The sequence below is a fragment of the Massilia sp. CF038 genome (assembly GCF_900129765.1).
GTDB lineage: Bacteria > Pseudomonadota > Gammaproteobacteria > Burkholderiales > Burkholderiaceae_D > Telluria_A.
Genome location: NZ_FQWU01000001.1, coordinates 1,361,748 through 1,386,173, shown reverse-complemented (window position 1 = coordinate 1,386,173; position 24,426 = coordinate 1,361,748). Strand labels below are relative to the sequence as shown.

The 24,426-nt window shown below is 65.5% G+C and carries 10 protein-coding genes; all 10 read left to right on the top strand.

What is annotated here, in order from left to right:
* The first annotated feature begins 374 nt into the window (after window positions 1–374).
* The 10 genes from BUC24_RS06425 (at window position 375) to BUC24_RS06380 (ending at window position 24,393) form a co-directional block, all read left to right on the top strand.
* Window positions 375–1,619 (top strand): hypothetical protein, encoded by a 1,245-nt coding sequence (locus BUC24_RS06425; protein ID WP_178372486.1) that lies wholly within the window; start codon window positions 375–377, stop codon window positions 1,617–1,619.
* 863 nt (window positions 1,620–2,482) lie between these two features.
* A complete protein-coding gene (cysE, locus tag BUC24_RS06420; RefSeq protein ID WP_218606481.1) occupies window positions 2,483–3,301 on the top strand; it encodes a serine O-acetyltransferase in 819 nt (272 codons plus the stop codon).
* A gap of 85 nt (window positions 3,302–3,386) precedes the next feature.
* Entirely contained in the window at window positions 3,387–4,601 is a 1,215-nt protein-coding gene (locus BUC24_RS06415; protein WP_178372485.1) for an MFS transporter, read from the top strand.
* A 33-nt stretch (window positions 4,602–4,634) separates the two neighbouring features.
* Window positions 4,635–12,230 carry a hybrid non-ribosomal peptide synthetase/type I polyketide synthase gene (locus tag BUC24_RS06410; protein ID WP_073213249.1) on the top strand — a complete coding sequence of 2,532 codons (7,596 nt, stop codon included), beginning with the start codon at window positions 4,635–4,637 and terminating at the stop codon, window positions 12,228–12,230.
* Window positions 12,231–12,235: 5 nt separating this feature from the next.
* Entirely contained in the window at window positions 12,236–17,209 is a 4,974-nt protein-coding gene (locus tag BUC24_RS06405; protein ID WP_178372484.1) for a non-ribosomal peptide synthetase, read from the top strand.
* Window positions 17,210–17,800, top strand: a complete 591-nt coding sequence (locus tag BUC24_RS06400) for a DUF6817 domain-containing protein (RefSeq protein WP_073213247.1) — start codon at window positions 17,210–17,212, stop codon at window positions 17,798–17,800.
* Complete coding sequence (locus BUC24_RS06395) at window positions 17,800–20,892, top strand: non-ribosomal peptide synthetase (RefSeq protein ID WP_083598731.1); 3,093 nt, start codon at window positions 17,800–17,802, stop codon at window positions 20,890–20,892. The genes BUC24_RS06400 and BUC24_RS06395 overlap by 1 nt, the downstream gene beginning before the upstream one ends.
* Window positions 20,889–21,908: a TauD/TfdA family dioxygenase gene (locus tag BUC24_RS06390; RefSeq protein WP_073213245.1), complete on the top strand. Its 1,020-nt coding sequence runs from the start codon at window positions 20,889–20,891 to the stop codon at window positions 21,906–21,908. Before BUC24_RS06395 ends, BUC24_RS06390 begins: the two co-directional genes overlap by 4 nt.
* Window positions 21,905–23,191 carry a phenylacetate--CoA ligase family protein gene (locus BUC24_RS06385; protein WP_073213244.1) on the top strand — a complete coding sequence of 429 codons (1,287 nt, stop codon included), beginning with the start codon at window positions 21,905–21,907 and terminating at the stop codon, window positions 23,189–23,191. Before BUC24_RS06390 ends, BUC24_RS06385 begins: the two co-directional genes overlap by 4 nt.
* Entirely contained in the window at window positions 23,188–24,393 is a 1,206-nt protein-coding gene (locus BUC24_RS06380; RefSeq protein WP_073213243.1) for an aminotransferase class V-fold PLP-dependent enzyme, read from the top strand. Before BUC24_RS06385 ends, BUC24_RS06380 begins: the two co-directional genes overlap by 4 nt.
* Window positions 24,394–24,426 lie beyond the last annotated feature (33 nt).

Genomic DNA, 24,426 nt, shown 5'->3' with positions numbered 1-24,426 from the left:
CGTCGCCCGCAGGCCCCTCTCTGGGCATGTCGCCGAATGAAACGAACGACAGAACCGGCCTGTGCGACAGCATTTATTCTGTCCAAAGTGAAAAATGCTGACGTATGTCGGCAAGCAACAAACGAAAAATTCTCAGATAATTGCCGGCTCCGTACAACGCGTCTGTTCGAAAACCATCAGGAAACGATGATATGACTTTATCCGCTGGTTCAAATTTTCAACGCATTTTCTCGACTGCACTCCCGGCGCGCCTGGCGACCGTCCTTCTGTGCGTCTGGCTTGCGGCATGTGGCGGCGGCTCGGGCAGTCCGCCGCCGCCACCGCCTGCGCCGGCGCCCCCACCGAAGCTGTCACTGTCCTATGCAGGACAGTCGATGGTGAAGATCCAGGCGCAAGACAATAGCTGGGTCGCCATGACTGAAAAACCGCATGGCTTCATGGACTTTGTTGTGATGGATCGACAGCTTCAGATTGCCGATCATGCTGGAATCAATCCGACCTCGTGGCGGCCACCGTCGGGCTGGACGCTGGTCGATTTCTCCCTGCACCCGAGCCGGGAAATCTCCGCCATCCTCGCCAACGGAACGGCCATCATGCTGGTGCGGCTGAGCAGCAGCGGTGCGCCCCTGACCATGCAAAATTTCGTCGATCCGGAGGTAACCCTCGATCCGTATTACGGGCGGCCCGATGAAATTCGTGATCGCTCCGCAATGTCGCCGTTGAAAACGCTGGATGCCGCCCGTATTGCTGCCGCGGGAAGCGGGGTTGGCATCGCGCTTCGCTCGGGCAGCAACAGCGTCGTGGCCTACCGCTTCGACTACGCCAATGGCCAGTTCACCAAGCGCTGGCGTCAACTGGTTGAACCAGGAATCTACCTGGACGGCGTGCGCCCGACCAGCGGCAGCTTTGATCCTTTCGGTGGGGTGGATAACCACTGGCAGATTCACATGGCGATGGATGCACCCGGACGCATGGCCGTTGCCGTACTGCTCAGCGACCGGGCAGACCTCCTTCCGGCGCACACGGACTATTTTAAGGAGACCATGCCTGCGGGGCTGATCCACGGCGTCTTGCTGACCGTGTTCGACGAACAGGGCAAGCGCGCCCAGTCCATGGCAATTGATCACCGTGACAAATCGGAGCTGCACGCGATCAAGTGGTCGGCCAATACGGTTCTTCTGGCTGGGCGCGTGCGCACTACGCGCGCCCCTGGTGGCGACGGATGGGATGGCTACCTGGCGCGAATCGACCCAGGTTCGCGGCAATTGGCTGTCCAAGTTGTTGACGTTGACCGTGGCGACGTGCTCTTCGATGTGCTACCTCTGAGTGCCGATACGTTTCTGCTGGCCGGGGCGACTGCTTATACGCAGAACCCGGATGGCGAAAGCGTTTCCGAAACGAGCGCGCCCTTGTTCCTCCGTCTGGATACGGCAAAGGGCACGCAGACGCGCATCCCGATGCCGTCTGGCTTGCGCGGCAACCAGCTGCGCGCACTCGTTCCATACCGTTCGCGCTGGCTAATCGGCGGCATGGAGAACGTGCCAGGGACGCACAGCGCTGACGCGAACCCGGCGCTCATCACCACCGATGCCTATGTGCGCGAACTGGACCCGGTCTAGTGAATCCAGGCCGCACGCAAGGCAAGACCAGGAGGCTTCCCAGTCATCGTTGGTAGCAGCGCTTGCACGCGGGAGGCGCCGGGGCGCGGGCGCAACCGGTGTGGGCAGCGCCCTGCCGGTGGCGAGTGCCGCACCTGCGCGTCGGCACAATTTCGACTGAAATCCTTGGACTGCCACGGTGCGCAAGCGCTAAGTTCAGTTCAATTGCCTTGGGAACCCTAAGGCCTGCGGCAGGCCCAGCCCTGTCTCCTGGGCCGCTGCCTACCCAAACTCTCGTCAATGCCAGTCAGGCAACCCATGACGTGGGTGACCTTAAGCTACGCGCGCTGATGAAGGCGCTATTTTCCCCTATCCAAAATCCATTTTGCTTCCACCACAATTTCTCGACACTGCTGCGAATCCAACAGTTTTGTTAAATTATATTTTTTATTTGTCCACCCCCAAACTTGGGGGAGCTAGATATTTCGCTCCAAATGCTGAAATTATTTTTCCTGCAATAACTATAACTTAGTTTTTTGCAATATATTCCGTTAGCATATTGATCTCAAATTGTGTCGAACTCGGGTGCAACGTCGCGTAAATACCGTCATCGCTATTCGCAATTTCCATCATTAAACATCCAATATCGGTCAATTTTAGGTAAACAGCATCCATTATTTCTTATGCGAAAAATGCATATTGTTATGCGATAACCGATGCATGCTTACAACGTTGACAATATTAGACATTGACCAATATTTAATCCGCGGCTAGGATCTGTGCCTATAAAGCGTGCAACAGGACACGCGAAGATGTCACAAATTTGTAGCTTTGACAACGCGAAGACGTTGCTTTGGCTGCGCCAAAACCGGGATGAGATTGTGATGGACCATAGCGAAACGGCCCCCTCCAGGGGCGACATGCGCAGTGTGCAGCGCAAGGTTTGGTTGCGTATTGAACAAGAAATCGATGCATTGAAAGAAAACGAAGGCGCCGTCCACACCCATCTGCGCGCAATCCTTGGGTCAGCGGACGGTTTCACGGGCGCCTTGTCGGCCTTGCTTTCACACCAACTGTTCAGCGATATGCGTGACGGACAGTCGATGGCCGCCATGTTGCAAAATGTTTTGTACGCATCGCCGTGGATCGGCGACGCGGCAGCCGCCGATCTCGACGCCTTCTACACACGTGACCCTGCTTGCCAAGGGTATCTTGAGGTGTTCTTTTTCCGCAAAGGATTTGCTGCCCTGCAGGCGCACCGTGTTGGGCACGCCTTGTGGCTGCACCAGCAGAACGCGTCCGCCTTGCTGCTGCAGGCGCGCTGCTCCATGGTCTACAACGTCGATATCCACCCGGCTGCCCGCCTGGGCCGCGGCATTTTTCTCGATCACGCGAATGGCGTGGTGATCGGCGAAACCAGCGTGGTCGAGGATGACGTTTCGATCCTCCAGGAGGTCACGCTGGGCGGCACCGGCAAGGAGCGCGGCGACCGCCACCCCAAGGTCCGAAAGGGCGCCCTGTTGTGCGCCGGCGTAAAAATCCTCGGCAACATCGAGGTGGGCGCTGGGGCCAAGGTGGGAGCGGGCAGCGTGGTGCTGCACCCGGTGCCCGCGCATTCCACCGTGGTCGGCGTGCCGGCACGCGTGGTCGGCTTCGCCGGCCAGCATCCCGCGCTCGACATGGATCAGGCCCTGACCGCATAGCAAGCTGCTGTTCCGACCCTACTTCCCCCAACCCACCAGGAGACAGTCTGGCGCTAGCCTGCGCCGGATGCAGACCAACATGGAAATGAGCAAATCAAACACGCTGGGCAGCGCGCCCGCCTACGACCACGAAGCGCCGTCGCCGGCCGTGCATGTGGCCCTGTTGACGACCCTGTTCGCGATCGGCCCGGTCGCCTTTCAGATTTTCCTGCCTGCCCTGCCCGGCTTGAGCGCGGACTTTCATGCCAGTTCGAGCGTACTGGCGTTGACGGTCTCGCTGGCCACGCTCAGCTTTGCGCTGGCAGCGCTCACCTACGGCGGGCTGGCCGACAAGTTCGGGCGCCGGCCCACCATCCTGATCGGCATGTCGCTTCTGACGTTCGGCAGCCTGCTTGGCGCGTTCGCCCCCAGCATGGAAGTGCTGCTGCTGGCGCGTGTGCTGCAATCAGCTGGCGGCGCGGCCGGCATTGTGGTCAGCCGGGCCATCGTGGTCGACGTCTACCATGGTTCGGAGATTGCGCGCGTGATGTCGCGCCTGGTCGCGGCCATGATGATCGCACCAATGCTGGCGACGCCAGTCGGCGGCGCGATCAGCGATGCGGTCGGCTGGCGCGGCAACTTTGTCGCCACTGCAGTGCTGGCCGCCATGACGCTGCTGCTGTCGCTGCGCTACTTGCCTGAAACGCGCAAAGCGCACACCGCGAACAGCGCGCACGGCGACGGTCTGTTTGCCGGTTGCGGACAGTTGCTGCGCTCGCGCGCCTACCTCGGCTTCACCGCCAACAATGCCCTGTTCATGGCGGCCAACACCGTGTTTCTGGCCGCCGCGCCGCTGCTGCTGGCCACGCAGTACAAGCTGACTTCCTTCGTGATCGGCGTGATCTACATCCTCGGCGCGCTGATGTTCGCGCTGGGTGCGTACGCGTCGGCACGCCTGCCGGACGACGCCTTTCCCGCAGTCGTCAAGGCGGCGCTGCTGGCGTGCGTGGCCAGTGCAGCGGCGCTGGGCCTGGCGCTGGGCGGCGTCTGGACCGTGGCGGCGATCGTGCTGCCCGCCGCCGTGGTCAGTTTTGTGGTCGGTTTTACCGGGCCGACGGTGCAGTCGGGCGCCGTGAGCGCGATCCCCGGCATGCAAGGCAAGGCATCGGGCATGCTGATGTTCCTCAGCAGCGCCCTGACGGCCGCCATGATCCAGCTTGAAGCGCGTCTGTCCGACGGCTCGCCGGTTCCCCTGACCGCCATTGTGGCGCTGTGCTGCTTTGGCGCCGTTGTCGCGCTGGTCACTGCGCCACGCCGCTGATTTGAACAACCTGACACTGATGAGAGCATTGCCATGACCTCCTACGACGACAACGCCGCCAGCGGCGGCATCGATATCGCCGTGATCGGCTTCTCCTGCCGCGTTCCCGGGGCGCAGAATGCCGCGGCCTTTTGGGAAAACATCCTGCGCGGGCATGAGGCGGTGTCCTGGCTCGACAGGCCGGTGAGCGCCCCCCCATCGGACGGCATGAGCCACCATGTGCCGGCAGCCTTCCTGCTTGATCAGGCAGACTGTTTCGATGCGCCGTTCTTCGGCATGTCGCCGCGCGAAGCCGCGCTGACCGACCCGCAGCATCGCGTGCTGCTGGAATGCGCGTACGAAGCGCTTGAACACGCCGGCCACGCCGCCGTGCAGGGGCAAAATGTGGGTGTCTACATGGGTTGCGGTCCGAATACATACCTGCTCAACAATGTGCTGACCAATCCGAAGGTGCGCGCCGAAGCGACACCGCTGCAAATCCTGATCGGGAACGAGAAGGATTATCTGGCCAGCCGTATCTCGTACAAGCTCGATTTGCGCGGCCCAAGCATGGTGGTGCAATCGGCCTGCTCCACCTCGCTGCTGGCGGTGCACGTGGCGGGCATGGCACTGTTTGCCGGCGAGTGCGACATGGCGCTGGCCGGTGGCGTCTCGTTCGAATTCCCGCAGGACCAGGGTTATGTGCACCAGCAAGGCGGCATCCTCTCGCCCGACGGCCACTGCCGCCCGTTCAGCGCGCAGGCCGGCGGCACGGTACGCGGCAATGGTGCCGGCATCGTCGTGCTAAAACGCCTGGCCGACGCGCAGGCCGATGGCGACGCCATCTATGCTGTCATCCGCGGCAGCGCCACCAACAACGACGGCGCCGCGAAAGTTGGCTACGCTGCGCCCAGCATCGACGGTCAGGCTGCGGTCATCCGCGGCGCCCTGGAAGTGGCCAATGCAGCGCCCGACAGCGTGAGCTATGTCGAGGCCCACGGGACCGGCACCGCCCTTGGCGACCCGGTCGAAGTGGCGGCGCTGGCGCAAGCGTTTGGCGCACCGGTCGGCGCTGCGCCGCGCGTGCTGGGCGCGGTCAAGGCGAATATCGGCCACCTTGATGCGGCGGCCGGCGTGGCTGGCCTGATCAAGGCGGCGCTGGCCTTGCACCACGAAACCATCCCGCCCACCCTGCACTTTGACGCACCGCATCCGGCCATCGATTTCAGCGGCGCCGGGTTCATGCCCGCCAACCGCGCCATCGATTGGGCACGCGGCCCGGCGCCGCGACGCGCTGCCGTCAGCTCGTTCGGCATCGGTGGCTCGAATGTGCACGCCGTGCTGGAAGAAGCGCCGGCCCAGGACGACAACCGGGAAGCGCCCGCCGGCCCATTCATGCTGCGCATGTCCGCCCTCAACGCTACGGCGGTCAAGGAAAGCGCCCGTCGCCTGGGCGAGCATCTGGCAAGCACCCCGCAGTTGCGGCTGGACGACGTGGCCTTCACGCTGCGCCATGGCCGGCGCGATTTCGCCCAGCGCCTGGCCGTGGTCGCGTCGTCCACCGAGCACGCCGCGCATCTGCTGCAGCACGGCGGCGCGGCGGACATGGCGCGCGGGGCCGCCATCAGCCATGCCCGCACGGTCTTCATGTTCCCGGGTCAGGGTACCCAGTATCCTGGCATGGGCGCGGAGTACTACGTGGCGGGCAGCGTGTACGCGGCTCAGGTACGTCACTGCTGCGATATTCTGCGCCCGTTGCTGGACCTCGATTTGCTGGCCTTGCTGTATCCAGACACTGCCGAAGACTACCCGCGCGCCCAGGCCCTGCTGGCGGAAACCCGCCTGACGCAGCCCGCCTTGTTCGTGGTCGAATACGCACTGGCATGCCAATGGATGGCGTGGGGTCTGCAGCCGGACGCCATGATCGGCCATAGCATCGGCGAGTATGTGGCTGCTTGCCTGGCTTCGGTTCTGGATCTGGACGACGCGTTGCGCCTCGTCGCCGCGCGCGGTCGCCTGATGCAGTCAATGGACAAGGGCAGCATGCTGGCGGTGAATGCCTTATTTGCCGATATTGCATCTGAACTGGGCGATGCAGTCGCGCTGGCCGCAATCAATCGGCCGCAGGTCTGCGTGCTCTCAGGCCCGGATGACGCGATCGCCGACGTACAGGCACGCCTGACGGCGCGCGGCATCGAGTGTCAGCCACTGGCCACGTCGCACGCCTTCCATTCGGCCATGATGGCGCCCTGCTGTCCCGACTTCCAGGCCGAAGCCGGCCGGGCGCAGCTGCGTGTACCGCAGATTCCGTTCATCTCCTGCCTCACGGGCGAATGGATCAGCGCTGAACAGGCGACGTCGCCCGCATACTGGGCCGACTCCCTGCGCGGGACGGTGCGCTTTGCCGACGGCGTGCGCAACATCGCCGACAGCGGCGCCCATATCTTCCTTGAATGTGGACCAGGGCGTTCGTTGTCGGCAGCTGTGCGTGACATCGCCAGCGGCCGCGCCGATATCGCCCAGGTGCCGCTGATGGCCGCGAAAGATGTCGCGCTCGACGCATCACTGCATGCTGCCCGCGTACGCGCGCAACTCTGGTGCCTCGGCACGGATCTGGATGCGGGCGTTCCCGCTGTCGGGCGCCGCGTGGCCTTGCCGGCCTATCCGTTCGAGCGCAAACGTCACTGGATCGAACCGGGCGTCGCCGTCGAGATGCGCGCGGGCGAAGACCAGACGCAGGCTGACACGGCGCCGGACCAGGCGCTGAGCACGGACCAGCGTCTGGCACGCCTGTGGTGCGATGCACTCGGGGTCGACGCCGTGAGCATGAACGACAACTTCTTCGCGCTCGGTGGCGATTCCATCCTCAGTATCCAGATTGCGCATCAGGCGCGCGGCGTCGGCATTTCGCTGCAGCCGCGCATGATCCTGTCGCATCCGACCATCGCCCAGCTGATGGCGGCGCTTGACGCAGCCGGCCCTGGCCAGCACAGCGCGGCGGCCGATGCGGCCGAACAAGCCGGCCAGGCAGCGATTGCAGCGGCACTTGTGCACCATCGGGAGCAGGCCTTCGAGCCGTTCCCGCTGACCGACATCCAGCACGCCTACTGGGTAGGCCGCAATACCGCCACCGGCGGCAACCTGGTGGCGGCGCACGCCTACGAAGAATTCGATTGCCCGGCGCTGGACGTGGCACGGCTGCAGAAAGCCCTGCGCGGCCTCATCGCGCGCCACCCCATGATGCGCGCCGTGATTACGCCGGAAGGCATGCAGCGCATCCTGCCCCAGGTGCCCGACTACGTCATTGCCGTCAACGACTTCACCAATCTCGCCAGCGAACAAGCCGAGCAGCGCCTGGCCGCACTGCGCCAGACCAAATCGCACCAGGTCATGGATTGCGAGCGCTGGCCATTGTTTGAGGTGAGCGTCTCGCAGCTGGCCGACAATCAGGCGCGCCTGCACATCAGCTTCGACCTCTTGATCACCGATGCATGGAGCATCACGATCTTTTGGCATGAGCTCGAGCGCCGCTACCTGGAGCCGGACTACGATCCCGCGCCGTTGCCGGTCTCGTTCCGCGACTACGTGCTGGCCGAGATCGCACTCGAATCCGGCCCCTCGTTCCAGCGCGCGCGTGACTACTGGCTGGCGCGCGCGGACGACTTCCCGAATGCGCCTTCCCTACCCCTATTGTGCGCGCCCGACACGCTCACCGACGTTCACTTTGTGCGGCGTGAAGCGCGCATTGGCGCGGACCTCTGGAAGCGCCTGCGCCAGCGCGCCGCCGACAGTGGCACCACGCCATCGATCCTGCTGTGCGCCGCCTATGCCGACACACTGGCCGCGTGGAGCGAAAGCCCGCGTTTCTGCCTGAATCTGCCCGCCTTCAGCCGCTTGCCAGTGCACGAAGAGATCGGCGAAGTCATGGGCGACTTCACCTCGGTGCTGCTGCTGGAAGTCGACTGCAGCGCAGACCTGCCGTTCGAGCAGCGCGCCAAGGCCGTTCAGCAGCGCTTGTGGGACGATATCGCGGCCCTGCAGTTTTCAGGTGTGAAGCTGCTGCGCGCGATTGCTGCCAGCCGTGGCACGCAGCCGGCCATGCCATATGTCTTTACCAGCCTGATTTTCCCCACCGCCGCCAACCGTTCGGTGGTCGGTACGCTGGGCCGTCTGGTGGAAGGGATTTCACAGACCCCGCAAGTGTGGCTCGACTGCCAGCTGTATGAAGACGGGCAGGACCTGATGATCAACTGGGACTCGATCCAGGCGCTGTTCGATCCTGCCATGCTGGACGCGATGTTTGCCGAGTACATTGGCTTGCTGGAACGACTGGCCAGCGAACCCGAAGCCTGGTCGTCAACATCCTGGCGTGATCAACGCGCGGCCCGCCAGATCGGCAGCGCACGCAAGGCAGCCAACCAGACCGGGCGTGTGCACGACGAAGTGCTGCTGCATGCAGGCTTTGCGCGCCAGGCCAAGGCCACACCAGACGCGCTGGCCCTGGTGGCCGACGGCGTGCGCCTGCACTATGCCGAGCTGGACATGGGCGCGCGCTGGGTGGCGGCCTCATTGACGGCGCAAGGGGCACAGGCTGGCGACCGCATTGCCGTGGTCCTGCCCAAGGGCTGGGAACAGGTGGTGGCCGTGCTGGGCATTCTACGCGCCGGCATGTGCTACGTGCCGGTCGATCCTGCGCTGCCGCGCGAACGCGCGCATACCTTGTTCGGCATTGCGCATGCCGCACACGCCGTCACCTCACCTGAACTGACCGCCGAACTGATGTGGCCTGATGACTGCAAGGCGCTGCCGCTCGATCGCAGTGCTCTGCAGCCCGGTGCCATCGCAGACAGCTGGACCGATCCGGCTGTCGACCCTGACGCCATGGCATACATCATTTTCACGTCCGGCACCACCGGCGTGCCCAAGGGGGTGATGACGCGGCACCGGGCCGCAGCCAATACGGTCGAGGACATCAACAACCGCTTTGCCGTCACCGCGCGGGACCGCATATTTGGCATTTCATCGCTGTCCTTCGACCTGTCGGTGTACGACATCTTCGGCACCTTCGCCGCCGGCGCCGCGCTGGTGCTGCCGCCCGCAGCCCAGGCGGGCGATCCTGCATGCTGGGAGCAGCTGGTGCGCCAGGAAGGCGTGAGTGTGTGGAACTCGGTACCGGCATTAATGGATCTGCTGGTGTCGCAGGTTGAACTGACCCGCGCGCCGGTGCTGGCCGGTTTGCGCGTCGTGATGATGAGCGGCGACTGGATTCCGCTCACGCTGCCCGCGCGCATTGCCCGCGTGGCACCTGGTGCGCTGCGGGTGAGCCTGGGCGGTGCAACAGAGGCGTCGATCTGGTCAATCAGCTATGTCATTGACGAGGTAGACCCGGGCTGGCGCAGCATCCCCTACGGCAGCGCGCTGGCCAACCAGACCTTCGACGTGCTCGACGCGCATCTGCGTCCCCGGCCCGATATGGTGGCCGGTGAACTGTACATCGGCGGGATCGGGCTGGCGGACGGCTACGTCGGCAATGCCGACGAAACGGCACACCGCTTCGTGCCGCATCCGTCTGGCCAGGGCCGCTTGTACCGCACGGGTGACATGGGCCGCTGGCGCGCCGATGGCCAGATCGAGTTCCTGGGCCGCCAGGACTCACAGGTCAAGATCAACGGCTTCCGCGTGGAGATTGGCGAAATCGAAAAGGTCGCGTGCGATCTGGCCGACGTGGCCAGCTGCGCGGTGCAAATGGCGCCCGATCAAAACGGTGCACGCCGCCTGGTGGCGTATGCCTGCCCTGTCCCGGGCAAGGACCTGGAAGGCGATGCCATCCGCTCGCAACTGGCGGCCAAGCTGCCGGCCTACATGGTGCCGTCAGTGATCCTGGTGCTGCCCGAACTGCCGTTGTCGGCCAATGGCAAGATCGACCGCGCGCGTCTGCCAGCCGCCAACGACTGCCGCGTCACGCCTGCACGCCAGCTGGCCGCAACCCCCACCGAGCAAGCGCTGCATGCGTTATGGGGCGGGATTCTGGGTCATACCGACTTTGGCGTCACCGACACCTTCTTTGAAACCGGCGGCGACTCGCGCCAGCTGACGGAACTGGTCACGCGCATTCGCACCAGCTTGCAGCCGGGCTTCCCGCTGCGCGACGTGTTCCTGGCGCCGAACGTGCGGGCACTGGCCGTGGCCATTGACGACAGCCGGGGCAAAAGCGCACTGGCCGCACTGCCCGGCCCCGGTCCGAGCACCAGCACGGACGCGCTGGTGCCGATGATGGCAGCCCAGGCCCGCTTGTGGTTCCATCATCAGATGGTGCCGCAAAACAGTACCTACAACATCGTCGAGCCCTTCCATCTGCGCGGCGAGCTCGATGCCGCTGCCCTGCAGAAGGCCTTCGCCACCTTCGCCCAGCGTCACGATGCCCTGTCGATGGCATTCCGCGACGAGGGAACGACGCCCTGCCAGGTGCGCAACGGCAGTGTACCGATTGACTTCCAGCTGGTGACCATGGATGCCGACGACACACGCGAGGCAGCCCGCCACGCGATCGATTTTGAAGCAAACACGCCGTTCATGCTGGACCAGGGGCCCCATCTGCGCGTGCGGCTGCTGCGTTTCGGCCCGCGCGAACACACGCTGATCGTGGCCGTTCATCACATTGTCTGGGACGGCTGGTCGACCGCGATCATGGTGCGCGAAGTCGGTGCGCTTTACCGCGGCGGCAACCAGCTGGCACTGCCGCCGCTGCAGGTGCGCTATGCCGACGTGGCGCTGTGGGAGCAGTCGCAGACGGCGTCCGGCAAGTTCAGGGGCCAGCTCGAATACTGGTGGCGCCAGCTTGCCACGCCATTGCCCGTCCTGGCATTGCCAACCGAGGGCGAAATCAGCGAGGACGACGAGATCAGCGGCGAGCGCGTACCGTTCGCCATTGATGCCGGCACCGCCGCGCGCTTCCGCCAGGTCTGCAACACGCAAGGCGCCAGCGTATTCATGGGCTATCTGGCGGCATGGACCGTCCTGCTGCAATGGTGGTGCCGGCAGGACGACATCATTGTCGGTGTGCCGGCCGGGCACCGCGCCTACCCGCAGCTGGCTGACACGGTCGGCTTCCTGGTCAACAGCCTGGCGATCCGCACCGGCTTCCAGGGCGACCCGAGCTTCAGCGCGGTTCTCAGCCAGGTGCGTGACACCGCCATCGAAGCCTATGCGCATCAGGATGTGCCGTTCGACCAGGTGGTGGAAGCTGTCAATCCGCAGCGCCGCACGGGCGAGTCGGCCCCGCTGTTCCGCTCCTGGTTTGTGCTGCACGACGTCCCGCTGCCCGACTGGGATCTGCCGGGCATCGAGGCGGAACTGCTGGAAGCGAATTTCCTGCTGTCGGTGCATGACATCAAGCTTTCGCTGGTGGTCAAGGATGGGGCAATGGAAGGCGGGATTGACTTCCGCACCGGTCTGTTCTCCAGCGCCACCATTGCGCGCCTGGCCGATTGCCTGGTCCAGTTGGTGACCCTGGTGGCGGCGCAGCCCGATCTCACGCTGCACGCGCTCAATCGCACTCTCGAAAACCGATGGGACGGCAAAGATGCCGCCCCGGCCAAGCCGGCCTGGAACGCGGTGCGTTCCCGGCGCGTGGCAGTCAAACAAGGATGATCAACATGCCATATGAAAGCGACATCGTACAGGCTTGCCTGCACCGCCGCGTGTTCCAGCAGGCCGAGCGCACACCGGCCCGGGTGGCCGTGCGCTGCGGCGAACAGGCCCTCAACTACGCCGAACTGGCCAGGCGCGTGAATGCCCTGGCACGCCTGCTGCGCGAGCGGGGTGTGCGCGGCGAAACGCCCGTCGGCGTTCTGCTGCCGCGCACCATCGATCTGCCAGCGGCCCTGCTGGGTGTCATGGCGGCAGGCGGCGCCTATGTGCCGCTCGATCCGGCGCACCCGGCCGAGCGCATCAACTTCATTCTCGACGATATCGCCGCACCCTTTGTGATTACGACCACGGCGCTGGCCGCGCAGATCGATTTACGGCACGCGGTCCCATTGTGTCTCGATGCGCTGGAGGCTGAACTGGCCGGCTACAGCACCGAGGACGGTCCGGAGATGAGTAATGTGGCCGGCCTGGCCTATGTCATCTTCACCTCCGGCTCCACCGGACGGCCGAAGGGGGTAATGATCGAGCATCGCAACGTCAACTGCATGCTGGCGTGGGCACATGCGGAATACAGCGAGCATGAGCTGTCGCGTGTGGTCGCTGCCACGTCCATCACCTTTGATCTGTCGGTATTTGAAATTTTTGCCCCCCTGACGATGGGCGGCACAATCGACATCATCGACAACGGTCTTGCGTTTGCCACCAGCGCTGGCCGCCATGCGGCCACGCTGCTCAATACGGTGCCTTCGGTGCTGCGCGAGCTGCTTGCGCAGCAAGCGTTGCCAGAACAGCTGAAGGTGATCAATCTGGCGGGCGAGCCGCTGCCGCTGGATCTGGTGCGCCAGATCTATGCCGTGCTGCCCGACTGCCGCGTCTACAACCTGTATGGGCCGTCGGAAGACACCACATACTCGACCGGCTGCGTGGTGCCGCCGGATGAACAGCGCATGACCGTTGGCCGCCCTTTGCTGGGCCGTCACCTGTATCTGCTGGACGCCAGCGGCGCCCCGGTGATTCCGGGTGAGGAAGGCGAGATCCATGTCGGCGGCCCGGGCGTGACCCGCGGCTACTGGAATCGCGCTGCATTGAGTGCCAGCGTGTTCCTGCCCGACCCGCAGTACCCGGGACGGGCGATGTACCGCACCGGCGACTTTGGCCGCCAGCTTGCCGACGGCCGTATCGAGTTCCTGGGCCGGCGCGACGACCAGATCAAGCTGCGCGGCTTTCGCATCGAACTGGGTGAGATTGAGATGACGCTGCGCGCCCATTCGGCGGTGGCAGCAGCTGCCGTGGTGGGCATGGACAGCGACTTGACCGGGCCGTATCTGCGCTGCGCCATCGAAGCCAGCGCCGACGTCAACGCCGCCGCACTGGCAGCGTGGTCGGCGTCGCGTCTGCCAGCTTACATGGTGCCGACTGACTGGCACATCCTTGCGCAGATGCCGCTGCTACCGAACGGCAAGACTGACCGCAATGCCATCCGTGCGCTGGCGCGCCAGTCGCATGCGCATGCGCGGAGCGCAGAGCTGAGCACCGAACAGGCGATGCTGGCAGCGCTGTGGCAGGAGCTGCTGGGCGTGCGTCCGGTCCATCCTGAGGATAGCTTCTTTGCCCTGGGCGGCCATTCGATCCTGGCGGTGCGTCTGGCGCGCCGCATTGCCGACACCTGCGGCGCCCAGGTCGATGCAGTGGCGCTGCTGCGCCATCCCACCCTCGCCGCGCAAGCAGCGCTGCTGCCGTCGGCGGCCAGGACGGCCGCACTGCAGCACCGTCAGGACCAGCGCGGACCGGCGCCCGCCACGCCGGCCCAGCAACGCTACTGGACGCTGGAGTCGCTCCAGCCTGGCGGCTGCCGCTACAACATCGCCTATGCCTGGCGCTTTGCCGAAGCGCCCGACTGGCGCCAGCTCGACCAGGCCCTGTGCGCGGTGCTGCGCAATGCCACTGCGCTGCGCACGGTGTGCGTGCCGGTGCCGGCCGGGATCGCGCAGCAGGTGGTGGCCGCGCCTGACACGGTGCTGCAGACGCTGGCGCTCAATGGCGAAGAAGACGCACACCGCGAGGCCGCCGCGTTCGCCGCGCGCCCGTTCCAGCTCGAGCGGGAAATACCGCTGCGCGCCCTGGCCATCAACGTTGCGGGCGGCGCTTCTCTGCTGGTGATTGTGACCCATCATATTGCCGCCGATGGCTCGGCCGAACTGATTCAGGCCGCTGTCACCGCGGCCTACCGGGGCGAGTCGCTGCCGCCCGGGACCAGCAGCATCGATGCGGCAGGCTGGCTGCACGGCGCGGAACACGGCGCCGCTGTGGCAGTCGACCAGCGCTGGTGGGCCGCCGAGTTTTCCGATCCGCCGCAGCCATTGGCCCTGCCTGCCGACCGCGCCCCTGCCACGCAGCCGCGCGGACAAGGCGGCCAGGTGATCGTCAGTGCCGACGCTGGCATGCGCGCGCGCCTGACCGCGGTGTGCGCAGAGCATGCCGTCACGCCATTCCACGCGCTGCTGGCTCTGAGCTGGGCCTATCTGGCACGCCTGTGCGGGCAAGACGACATCTGCGTGGCGGTGCCCGTGACCGACCGTCCCCACCCCGGCCTGAGCGACGCGATTGGCTGCTTCGTCAATACGGTGCTGATGCGCGGTCAAGTCAATCTGCAGTCCGATATTGCGACACTGCTGCGCCATGCCCGCGAACGCGCGCTGGCCGCCCAGGCACACAGTCGCGCCCCGATTGACCGCGTGGTCGGTGCCAACGCCTGTCTACGCATGGGCCATGGCGGCATTGTGGCGAACGTGATGCTGTCGGTTCTGCAGGAAGCGGGTGCGCTGACGCTGGGCAGTGCGCACGGCGAGCCGGTCGACATCGAGCTGCCGGCATCGCGCTTTGACCTGAGCATGTTCTTCCGACTGTCGGACGATGGCATCCGACTGGTCGTCGAGTACGATGGCGAGCGCTTCGACCGCACCAGCGCACGGCGCATTGGCGAAGGCTGGATGACGCTGGCGCGCGCTGCCCTGGCCGATCCCGGGCTAACCGTCGGCATGCTGCCGCTGCTGACGCCAACAGAGCGGCGCACCATCCTGGATGACTGGAATGCGACTGCCGTCACGCACGCACGCGTTAATACGCTGCACGGCATGTTCCTCGAGCGCGCGCAGCGCCAGCCGGATGCGGTAGCGATTCGTACCGATGCCGGTGAGCTGAGCTATGCCGAACTGGCAGCGCAGGCCGCACTGATGGCGCAGTGCGTTCTCGCAGCCGGCGCCCGCCCAGGCAATCGGGTGGCCGTGCTGTGCGACCGCCAGCCGTACCTGGTTGCCAGCCTGCTGGGGATCATGATGGCCGGCTGCGTCTACGTGCCGCTCGATCCGGACAGCCCGCTGCTGCGGCACCAGGCCATGCTTGACGTGGCCGGTGCGCGCTTGCTGGTATCCGACGCCGTGTTCGCAGAACGCGCGCGGGCGCTGGCCGCCCATACCGTATTGACGACCATCCAGGCTGACGCGCCGGTGGCCCCGCATGCGCAGCGTGCGTTGCCGGCGGACGATGTTGAGCGGCTGGCGTACATCATCTTCACCTCCGGTTCGACTGGAACGCCGAAGGCGGTGGCCGTGCGCCACCGTCCTGCCCACAACCTGATTGACTGGGTCAACCGAACCCACCGGGTCGGCCCGGGTGACTGCCTGCTGTTTGTCACCTCGGTCTCGTTCGATCTGTCGGTGTACGACATGTTTGGCATGCTTGCGGCCGGCGGCACGATTCGCATCGCCGGGCGGGCCAGTGTGCGCGACCCGCAGGCGCTGGCGCGCATCCTGGTCGAGGAGGATGTCACGTTCTGGGATTCCGCACCGATCGCGCTGGACCAATGTGTCCCGTATCTGGAAGGGCAGCGTGCCAGGGCCTTGCGGCTGGTGTTCCTGTCCGGGGACTGGGTGCCCGTGACCCTGCCCGACCGCATCCGCGCCTGCGCCGATGCCGAGGTGGTGGCCCTGGGCGGCGCGACCGAAGCGGTAATCTGGTCCAACTGGCACCCGGTGGAACAGGTGCAGCCGGGCCAGACCAGCATTCCCTACGGCCGCCCGATCCAGAATGCGCGCTACCACATCCTGGACCACCGGCTGGAACCAGTACCGGTCGGCGTGGCTGGTGACCTGTACATCGGTGGCGACGTACTGGCCGATGGCTACTATGGCGACCCTGCTCTGACTGCGCAGCGTTTCATTGCCGATCCGTTCGGCGCGCCCGGTCAACGGCTGTACCGCACGGGCGACCGCGCGCGCTATTTCGCCGATGGCAGCATGGAGTTCCTGGGCCGTCTGGACAACCAGGTCAAGATCCGCGGCTACCGCATCGAGACCAGCGAGATTGAAACGGCGCTGGCGGCGCAGGTTGGGGTGCGCGCTGCTCACGTTGCCATCCGCGGCGAGCGGCAGGCGCGCTGGCTGTGTGCCTACGTGGTGACGGACACACCGGACGAGCCAGGCCTGGCGCGGCGCCTGGCGGCGGCGCTGCGCGCCCGCCTGCCTGAATACATGCTGCCGCGCGCGATTGTGCCGCTGGCCGCCCTGCCCTTGAACAGCAGCGGCAAAGTGGACCGCGCGCGCCTGCCAGAGCCGCAATTCCAGAGCGAAGCGGTCAGCACCAGCGCCGCGCCCATCACGCTGATGGATAAACGCGTGCTGGCGGTGTGGCAGGAAGTGCTGGGACGGCAGGACATCGGCCCGGACGACAACTTCTTCGACGTCGGCGGCGACTCGGCACGCCTGATCGCCACCCACCGCGCGCTTGAATCGCTGGCACAGCGCAAGCTGCCGCTGGTCGACCTGTTCCGCCACACCACCGTGCGCGGCCTGAGCGCCTGGCTGGGCGCGACGACCCAGGCCAGCGCGCCGCCGCCGGCCCAGCGTGCGGGCGGCGGTCTGGCCCGCGTCGCCGCGCTGCGCAAAAGCACCCGATCCCCATCCACAACCAAGGAAACCTGAATGCTTGATACAGAAAAGTACCGGAGCGATCTGCTCCGTCTTGGTACCCACAAAGTGGCGCACCAGGACCAGACGCTGCTCGAACACATGATCCGGGTCAGCGAGATATTGCAGGACATGCAGGCCGCGCCTGACGTGTGCCTGGCGGGCCTGTTTCACGGTGTGTACGGCACCGAGGGTTTGCACAACGATGACGTCGAGGCTATCCCCGAGGCCAAACGGATCGAAGTGCGGGCCATCGTCGGACCAAGCATCGAACAGATGATCTTCAACTTCTCGGTGATGAATTACGCGTCGATGGGCAAGAGCTTGCGCAACCTGATGCGCCCCAAGGGCAACCCGGAAATGAAGGATCGCCGCACCGGCGCGCCCATCGCGATGGAGCGCGACGAATTTGAAGACCTGCTGCGCCTGAAGCTGGGCGACGTACTAGCCCACTTGCCGGCGCAGGTCGGCCACTCGCAATTGAACCTGCCGGCGGAGTACGGCAGCTTCTGGAAACTCGCCGCTGAGTATCTCGGCCCCGAAGCATGTGCAACCTGGAATAAATTTATGGAGGGTCCGCTGTGGATCGATATGGAACAGATGTAATGCCGAAAGCATGGGATGGCTTCCGGCTCTCACGCCAGCAGGAACGCCTGCTGGTCCAGGTGCGCGCGGGCGCGTCAACGCGCACCGTGGCGGCTGCGCACATCGACGGCAGTGTCGATCGGGTACTGCTGGGTCACGCCCTGTTCGACCTGATCAAGGCCCATGAAAGCCTGCGCACCGTGTACCGCCCAGTATTGGGCGAAAACGGCAGCTTGCTGATGGTGATCGAAGAGCCACAGGCGCTGGCCATCGACATGCAGAACGGCGATGCCGATGCAGCCGCCGCCTGGATGCAGACCGAACGCGAACGCGCCACCGACGTGGGCGCGGACGCGCCGCTGCGGGTTGCCCTGTTCGCGCACGACGGGCGCCACACGCTGATCTTGTCGGCCGCGCGCATGAGCGTGGACACCGTCTCGGTGCCGGTGCTGCTGCGCGACCTGCAGCAGGCCTACGCTTCGCGCCTGGCCGACCAGCCATGGCAGCGCGACGACATCGTGCAGTATGCCGACTTTGCACAATGGCAGTCGGAGCAAAGTGCCCCAAGCGCGCGCCAGAAAGAGCTGATGGCCGAGCGCGACACCCAGCTGGCCGAACTGCCTGCCCTGCATTTGCCGCTCGAATTGAACAGCGCCGACCTGCACACGCACACGCTGGACTGGACCGTGCCTGCGGCGCTGACGCCGCGCCTGCGCGAGCAAGGCAGCCTGCGCAGCGTCGTGCTGGCCGCATGGAACGCCGCCCTGTGGCATGCCTGCGGCCGGCCTGAACGCGTCGCCATCGAAACGGTTGTAACACGCCGCCCGTTCGAAGAGCTGCAGCACGCGATTGGCGCGTTTGAGCAAGCGATGCCCGCCATCGCTGCGCTGGGCGACACTACCACCTTGCGCGAACTGCTGCGCATGATCGATCTGGAGCTGGACGTGCTCGAACAGACCGACGAAGCGCTGGTTAAACCGCTGCCGCCCGGTGCGCGCCAGTTGCCCGGCTTTGCGTTCATTGAGCAGGCCTTGGCGCAGACCGGTGGTGCACTGACGCTGTCAGCTTTGCAAACAGCGCCCGCTGGCGGCAGCGGCAAGGTTGCCCTGACGGCGGTGGCATGTGGCGATGCCCTGCATCTGACACTGCGCTACCAGGCCGCAGGCATGGCCGATGGCGGCCCTGAAGCGCTCATGACCTGCCTGCAGGCTGCGCTGACCGCGTTCGCCGCCGACAGCGCACAGGCCCTGGGCACGCTGGCCATGCTGCCGCACGCCGCGGGTCTGGCGCTGATCGCCGCCACCAACCCGACGCCAGGTGCGGACGCACCCAAGGTGCACTGGCACCAGCTGGTGGAACAGGTGGCCACACGCGCGCCGCAGACTTGTGCTGTGCGCTTCAACACGCGCCGCTGGACGTACCGGGAGCTGGACCAGTCGGCCAACCGTCTGGCCCATGAATTGGGCGCGCGCGGTGTGGGCGCCGGCACGCTGGTCGGTCTGCATCTGGAACGCTCGGATCTTGCCATCGTCGCGATGCTGGCCATTGCCAAGGCGGGCGCCGCGTACGTGCCGGTCGACCCGGCCTTGCCTGCCAAGCGTCAGGCGCAGATTTTCACCGAAGCAGCACTGCGCCATGTGGTCACGCTGGCATCCGACCTGCCTGACGGCGTCGATGCGGTCGTGCTGGACGCGGCACTGAGCGTGTGCGCCACGCGCAGCGAATCGGCGCCGCGCGTGCAGACGCTGGCCCACAGCCCAGCGTACGTGCTGTTCACCTCCGGTTCCACGGGTGTGCCAAAAGGCGTGGTGGTGGGCCACGGTCAGCTGGCCGCCTATCTGGACAACGTCACCGAGCGACTGGGCCTGAGTGGCGCCATTGATGCGGTAGCCCTGGGCAGCCTGGCCACGGACCTGGGCAATACCGCCCTGTTCCCTGCCCTGACCAGTGGCGGCGAACTGCTGGTGATCGCGCCGGACGTGGCGGCCGATGCCCAGACCCTGGCCGCGGAACTGGCGCAGGCCAGTTACGACCTGATGAAGATCACGCCGTCGCACCTGGCGTCCGTGTTTGCCGTGGCCGATGCACCGGAGCAGATCCTGCCGCGCCAGCGCCTGGTGCTGGGTGGCGAGCCTTTCAGCTGGGGATGGTTCAACCTGTTCCAGAGCTTTACGGGGCAGTGCCAGATTTTCAATCACTACGGCCCTACCGAAACCACGGTGGGCGTGCTGTGCGGCCAAACCAGTTCGAACGCCCTGGCGGCGCTGGCGTCAACCGTGCCGCTGGGCCGGCCGATGCGCCATGCGCGTGCCTATGTGCTCGACCCGCAGCAGCGCCCACTGCCCTACGGCGTGCCCGGTGAACTGTGGATTGGCGGCGCCACCGTGGCCAATGGCTACCTGAGTCAGCGCGAAGGCCAGGCCGAGCGCTTCTTCGCCGATCCGTTCAGTCAGACAGCCGGTGCGCGCATGTACCGCTCGGGCGACCGGGTGCGTCATCTGCCCGATGGCAGCATCGAATTCCTGGGCCGGATCGACCGCCAGGTCAAGGTGCGCGGCTTCCGTGTGGAACTGGGCGAGATTGAAGCGGTGATGCGCCTGCATCCGCGCGTGAGCGCCAGTCTGGCCATTGAAGCTGGCGAAAGCAGCGCCACCCACATCGTTGGCTACCTGGTGGACGCGGAAGGCTCGCGCGGCAATGCAGACTGGCTGCGCAGCTTCATGTCCGAGCATCTGCCGGACTTCATGATTCCCACGCATTTTGTCGCGCTCGACCGCTTCCCGCTGACCAGCGCAGGCAAAATTGACGCCGCCATGCTGCCCGAACCCGGTGCCGTCGGCGACAGCGGCCAGCCATATGTGGAACCGCGCACCCCGACCGAAACGGCGCTTGCCGGCATCATCGCCGAGCTGCTGCTGCTCAAGCGGGTGGGCGCCGAGGATGATTTCTTTGATATCGGCGGACACTCGCTGCTGGCGACGCAGCTGATCGCGCGCCTGCGCAAAGCCTTCCAGATTGATCTGAAGCTGCGTAGCCTGTTCGAGCGCTCCGTCGTGTCGGAACTGGCCGAGCTGATTGACGCGCGCGTGGCTGCGAAAGCGGGGCAAGCATGAGCGCCGATTCGGTCGCCGCCCCACGCGCCACCCCGTTTGCCGGACGGCGCCAGGCCATCGCCGTTGGCAGCGGGGAGCTGGTGCGCGTGAGCGCACTGCAGGAGGGCTCACGCATCGCCTTGTGCACGCCAACCATTCCCGGGATGGACGCGCGCGACTGGCTGCGCCGTGCCGATGGCTTGCTGGGCCGCCTCCTCAAGGAGCGCGGCGCGGTGCTGCTGCGCGGCTTTGGCGCGCTCGATGCCGCAGGGCTGGGCGAGCTGGCCACGCTGCATGCGGGCGCGCTGCGCGAGTACGACAACCGCTCCACGCCACGCACCCAGGTAAGCGGGCGCGTGTTCACCTCCACCGAATACCCGGCCGACCAGACCATCCCGATGCACAACGAGATGTCGTACACCGACGCCTGGCCGGCGCTGCTGTTCCTGGCCTGCGTGCAGCCTTCGGTCACGGGCGGCGAAACGCCACTGGCCGACAGCGCGCGCGTGTATGCACGCATTGCGCCGGACGTGCGGGAACGCTTCGAGCGCGACGGCGTCATGTACGTGCGCAATTTCGGACTGGGTCTGGACCTGAGCTGGCAAGAAGTCTTCCAGACCAGCGACCGCAGCCAGGTCGATGCCTACTGCAAAGCGCACGGCATTGCCGCTGAATGGCTGGGCGGCGAACGATTGCGTACGCGCCATGTGGTGCAGGCCAGCCTGTTGTGCCAGGCCACCGGGGAGCGGGTCTGGTTCAATCAGGGCCACCTGTTCCACGTCAGTTCCCTGCCGCACGAGGTGGAGCAGGAACTGCGGGCCGACTTCGCCGAGGACGAGCTGCCGCGCAACGCCATGCATGGCGACGGCACGCCGTTCACGGCGCACGAGCTGGCGGACATCCGCGCCGCCTACAAGGCCGAGGAGATCGCGACGCCCTGGCAGGCCGGCGACGTGGTCGTCGTCGACAACGAACAATTTGCGCACGGCCGCCGCCCTTACACCGGCCCGCGCTCGATTCTGGTAGCAATGACATGAATAACGCGCAATTTGAAGCAGTACGCGAGGAAATCACCTACGCGTTTGAACACACCGTCTTCTTCCGCAAGCACATGGAAGCGAGCGGCATTGCCGTGGACGAGATCCGCAGCCTGGACGATTTCCGGCGCATTCCGCCCACTTCCAAGCCCCACTACCGGCGCAATTTCCCGGCCGGCGTGCTGGCGCGCGGCTACACACTCAATTCGCCGCACGTGATGCGCTTTCAAAGTTCGGGGACCTCGGGCGAACGCCTGAACAGTGCGATCCTGTCGTTCGACCTGTCGCGCCGCCAGGCCACCGCGCTGGGCGTGAACCGCCGCTTCGATACGCTGTGGCGCCCAGGCAGCCGTCCCAAGACCTGCCGCTTTGCGCCGCCCAACTGCTCGGACGTTGAATGCGCGACCGGCTTTTCGACCATGGAGGAGCGCACCCTGCCCGACGGCACCCTGGTGCTGGCCGTGGCGCATGACGTCTTGGCCACCCCAGAGTGGCAAGTGATCAAGGCCCTGGACGAAATCGCCGCGCACGAACCCGACTTGCTGGTGGTGGACCCGACCCATTTCGCGTTTCTGATCCGGCGCGCACAGCAGCTGGGCCGCCGCATCGCCTCGCCGCGCAAGCTGCACCTGGTGTCCGGCTACACGCTCATGACCCGCGTGGCGCGGCGCCAGATCGAAGCCTTCCTGGGCGCCGATTTCCCCATTGGTGACATGATCGGCATGTCCGAAATCGGCTACCTGGGCTTTGAATGCCATCATGGCCAGCGGCATATCAATGACGTCGACTTTCACGTCGAGTTCATCGATGCAGCCGGTGATCCCGTCGCGCCCGGCCAGGCCGGGCAGCTGATCGTCACCACCATTGACGACGCGCTGGTGCCGCGCATCCGCTACGCCACCGGCGACATGTTCACGCCTTTGCCTGGCAAATGCAGCTGCGGCAGCGATTTGCCGCTGGTACGCATCGAAGGGCGCGCGACACACCTGATCGAACTGGCTGACGGGCGCATCGTCACGCCCGGCGCGGTGGATGCGGCAGTGGGCGACGCCCCAGGTATTGATGTCTGGAAGCTGGAACAGGACAAGAGCGGCGCCTGCAATCTGCGCTACATCGCCAACGAGCAGCTGCAGGCCGGAGATCTGGCAGCCATGGTGGAACGCGTGACTGCACTGCTCGCCCCCAATCCACTGCAGGTACAGGCAGTCAACTACATCGCCTGCGAACGCAGCGGCAAATTCCAGCCCGTGACGTCGCATATTTCAGCGGAGACGCGCGCATGAACCCCTTCCGCAAAGATTTTCCCGCACTGGCCCGCGACATTGACGGCCAGCGCATCGTCTACCTCGATAACGGCGCTACCACGCTCAAACCGCAGGCCGTGATCGATGCGGTCACCAACTACTACGCCTTCAACGGCGCCAATATCCATCGCGGCAAGCACCGCCTGTCGGAAGATGCTTCAGACGCGTACGAGGCTGCGCGCGTGGCAATTGCCGCCTACATCGGGGCGGCCGCCAACGAAGTGGTCTTCACTCGCAACACGACCGAAGCACTGAACCTGGTCGCCAGCGGCCTGACGCTCAATCCGGATGCCTACATTGTGGGCTGCTTCGATGCGCACCATTCGCAGATTCTGCCGTGGCGCCGCGCCGGCCGGCTGGCGCTGACGCAGGTGGACGAGCAAGGGCGAATCGACCGCGCCCACTTCCGCCAGCTGCTGCGCGACCGGCCCAGGGTGGTGGCCCTGACGCACTGTTCGAACGTGACGGGCGCCATCCACCCGGTACAGGAGCTGATCGCCGAAGTGCGCGCCTGCTGCGATGCAGTCATCGTGCTCGACGCGGCGCAGTCGCTGCCGCACCAGCGTATTGACGTGTCTGCGCTGGACGTCGACTTCATGGCATTTTCACCGCACAAAATGCTGGGGCCGACCGGTGTTGGCTGTCTGTTCGGCCGTAGCGCGCATCTGGCGGGTTTGCGCCCGCTCGCAGTTGGCGGCGGCATGGTGGACTGGGTCGATCTGGAGGGCAGCGTCGAGCGGCGCATACCGCACAAATTCGAGGCCGGCACCCCTGCCATCGCCTCGGTCATCGGCTGCGCGGCGGCGATCGGCTACCTGCGCGCGACCGATACGCCGGAGCGCCACCGCATCGAACAGGATAACTGCGTCGCACTGGTGCAGGGGGCGCTGGAACGCGATTACCTGCGTCTGATCGGCCCGCACAGCACCGACGCGCGCATTGGCATTGCCACCTTGCGCCTGGCCGATGGCATTGTGGCCGGCGAAGTGGCCAGGATGATGAGCGACTCGTACGGCTACATGGTGCGCAGCGGCCACCTGTGTGCGCAGCCGCTGGTGAGCAAACTGGCCGGCGGCGAGACGCTGCGCGTGTCGGCGTATCTGTACAACGACGCAGCCGAGATTGCCGGTTTCTACCAGGCGCTCGACGAACTGATGAGCTGGATGGGCCCGGCCCGCTAACAACGCCAGCAGCGTGTACTTTTCCAATTTTGA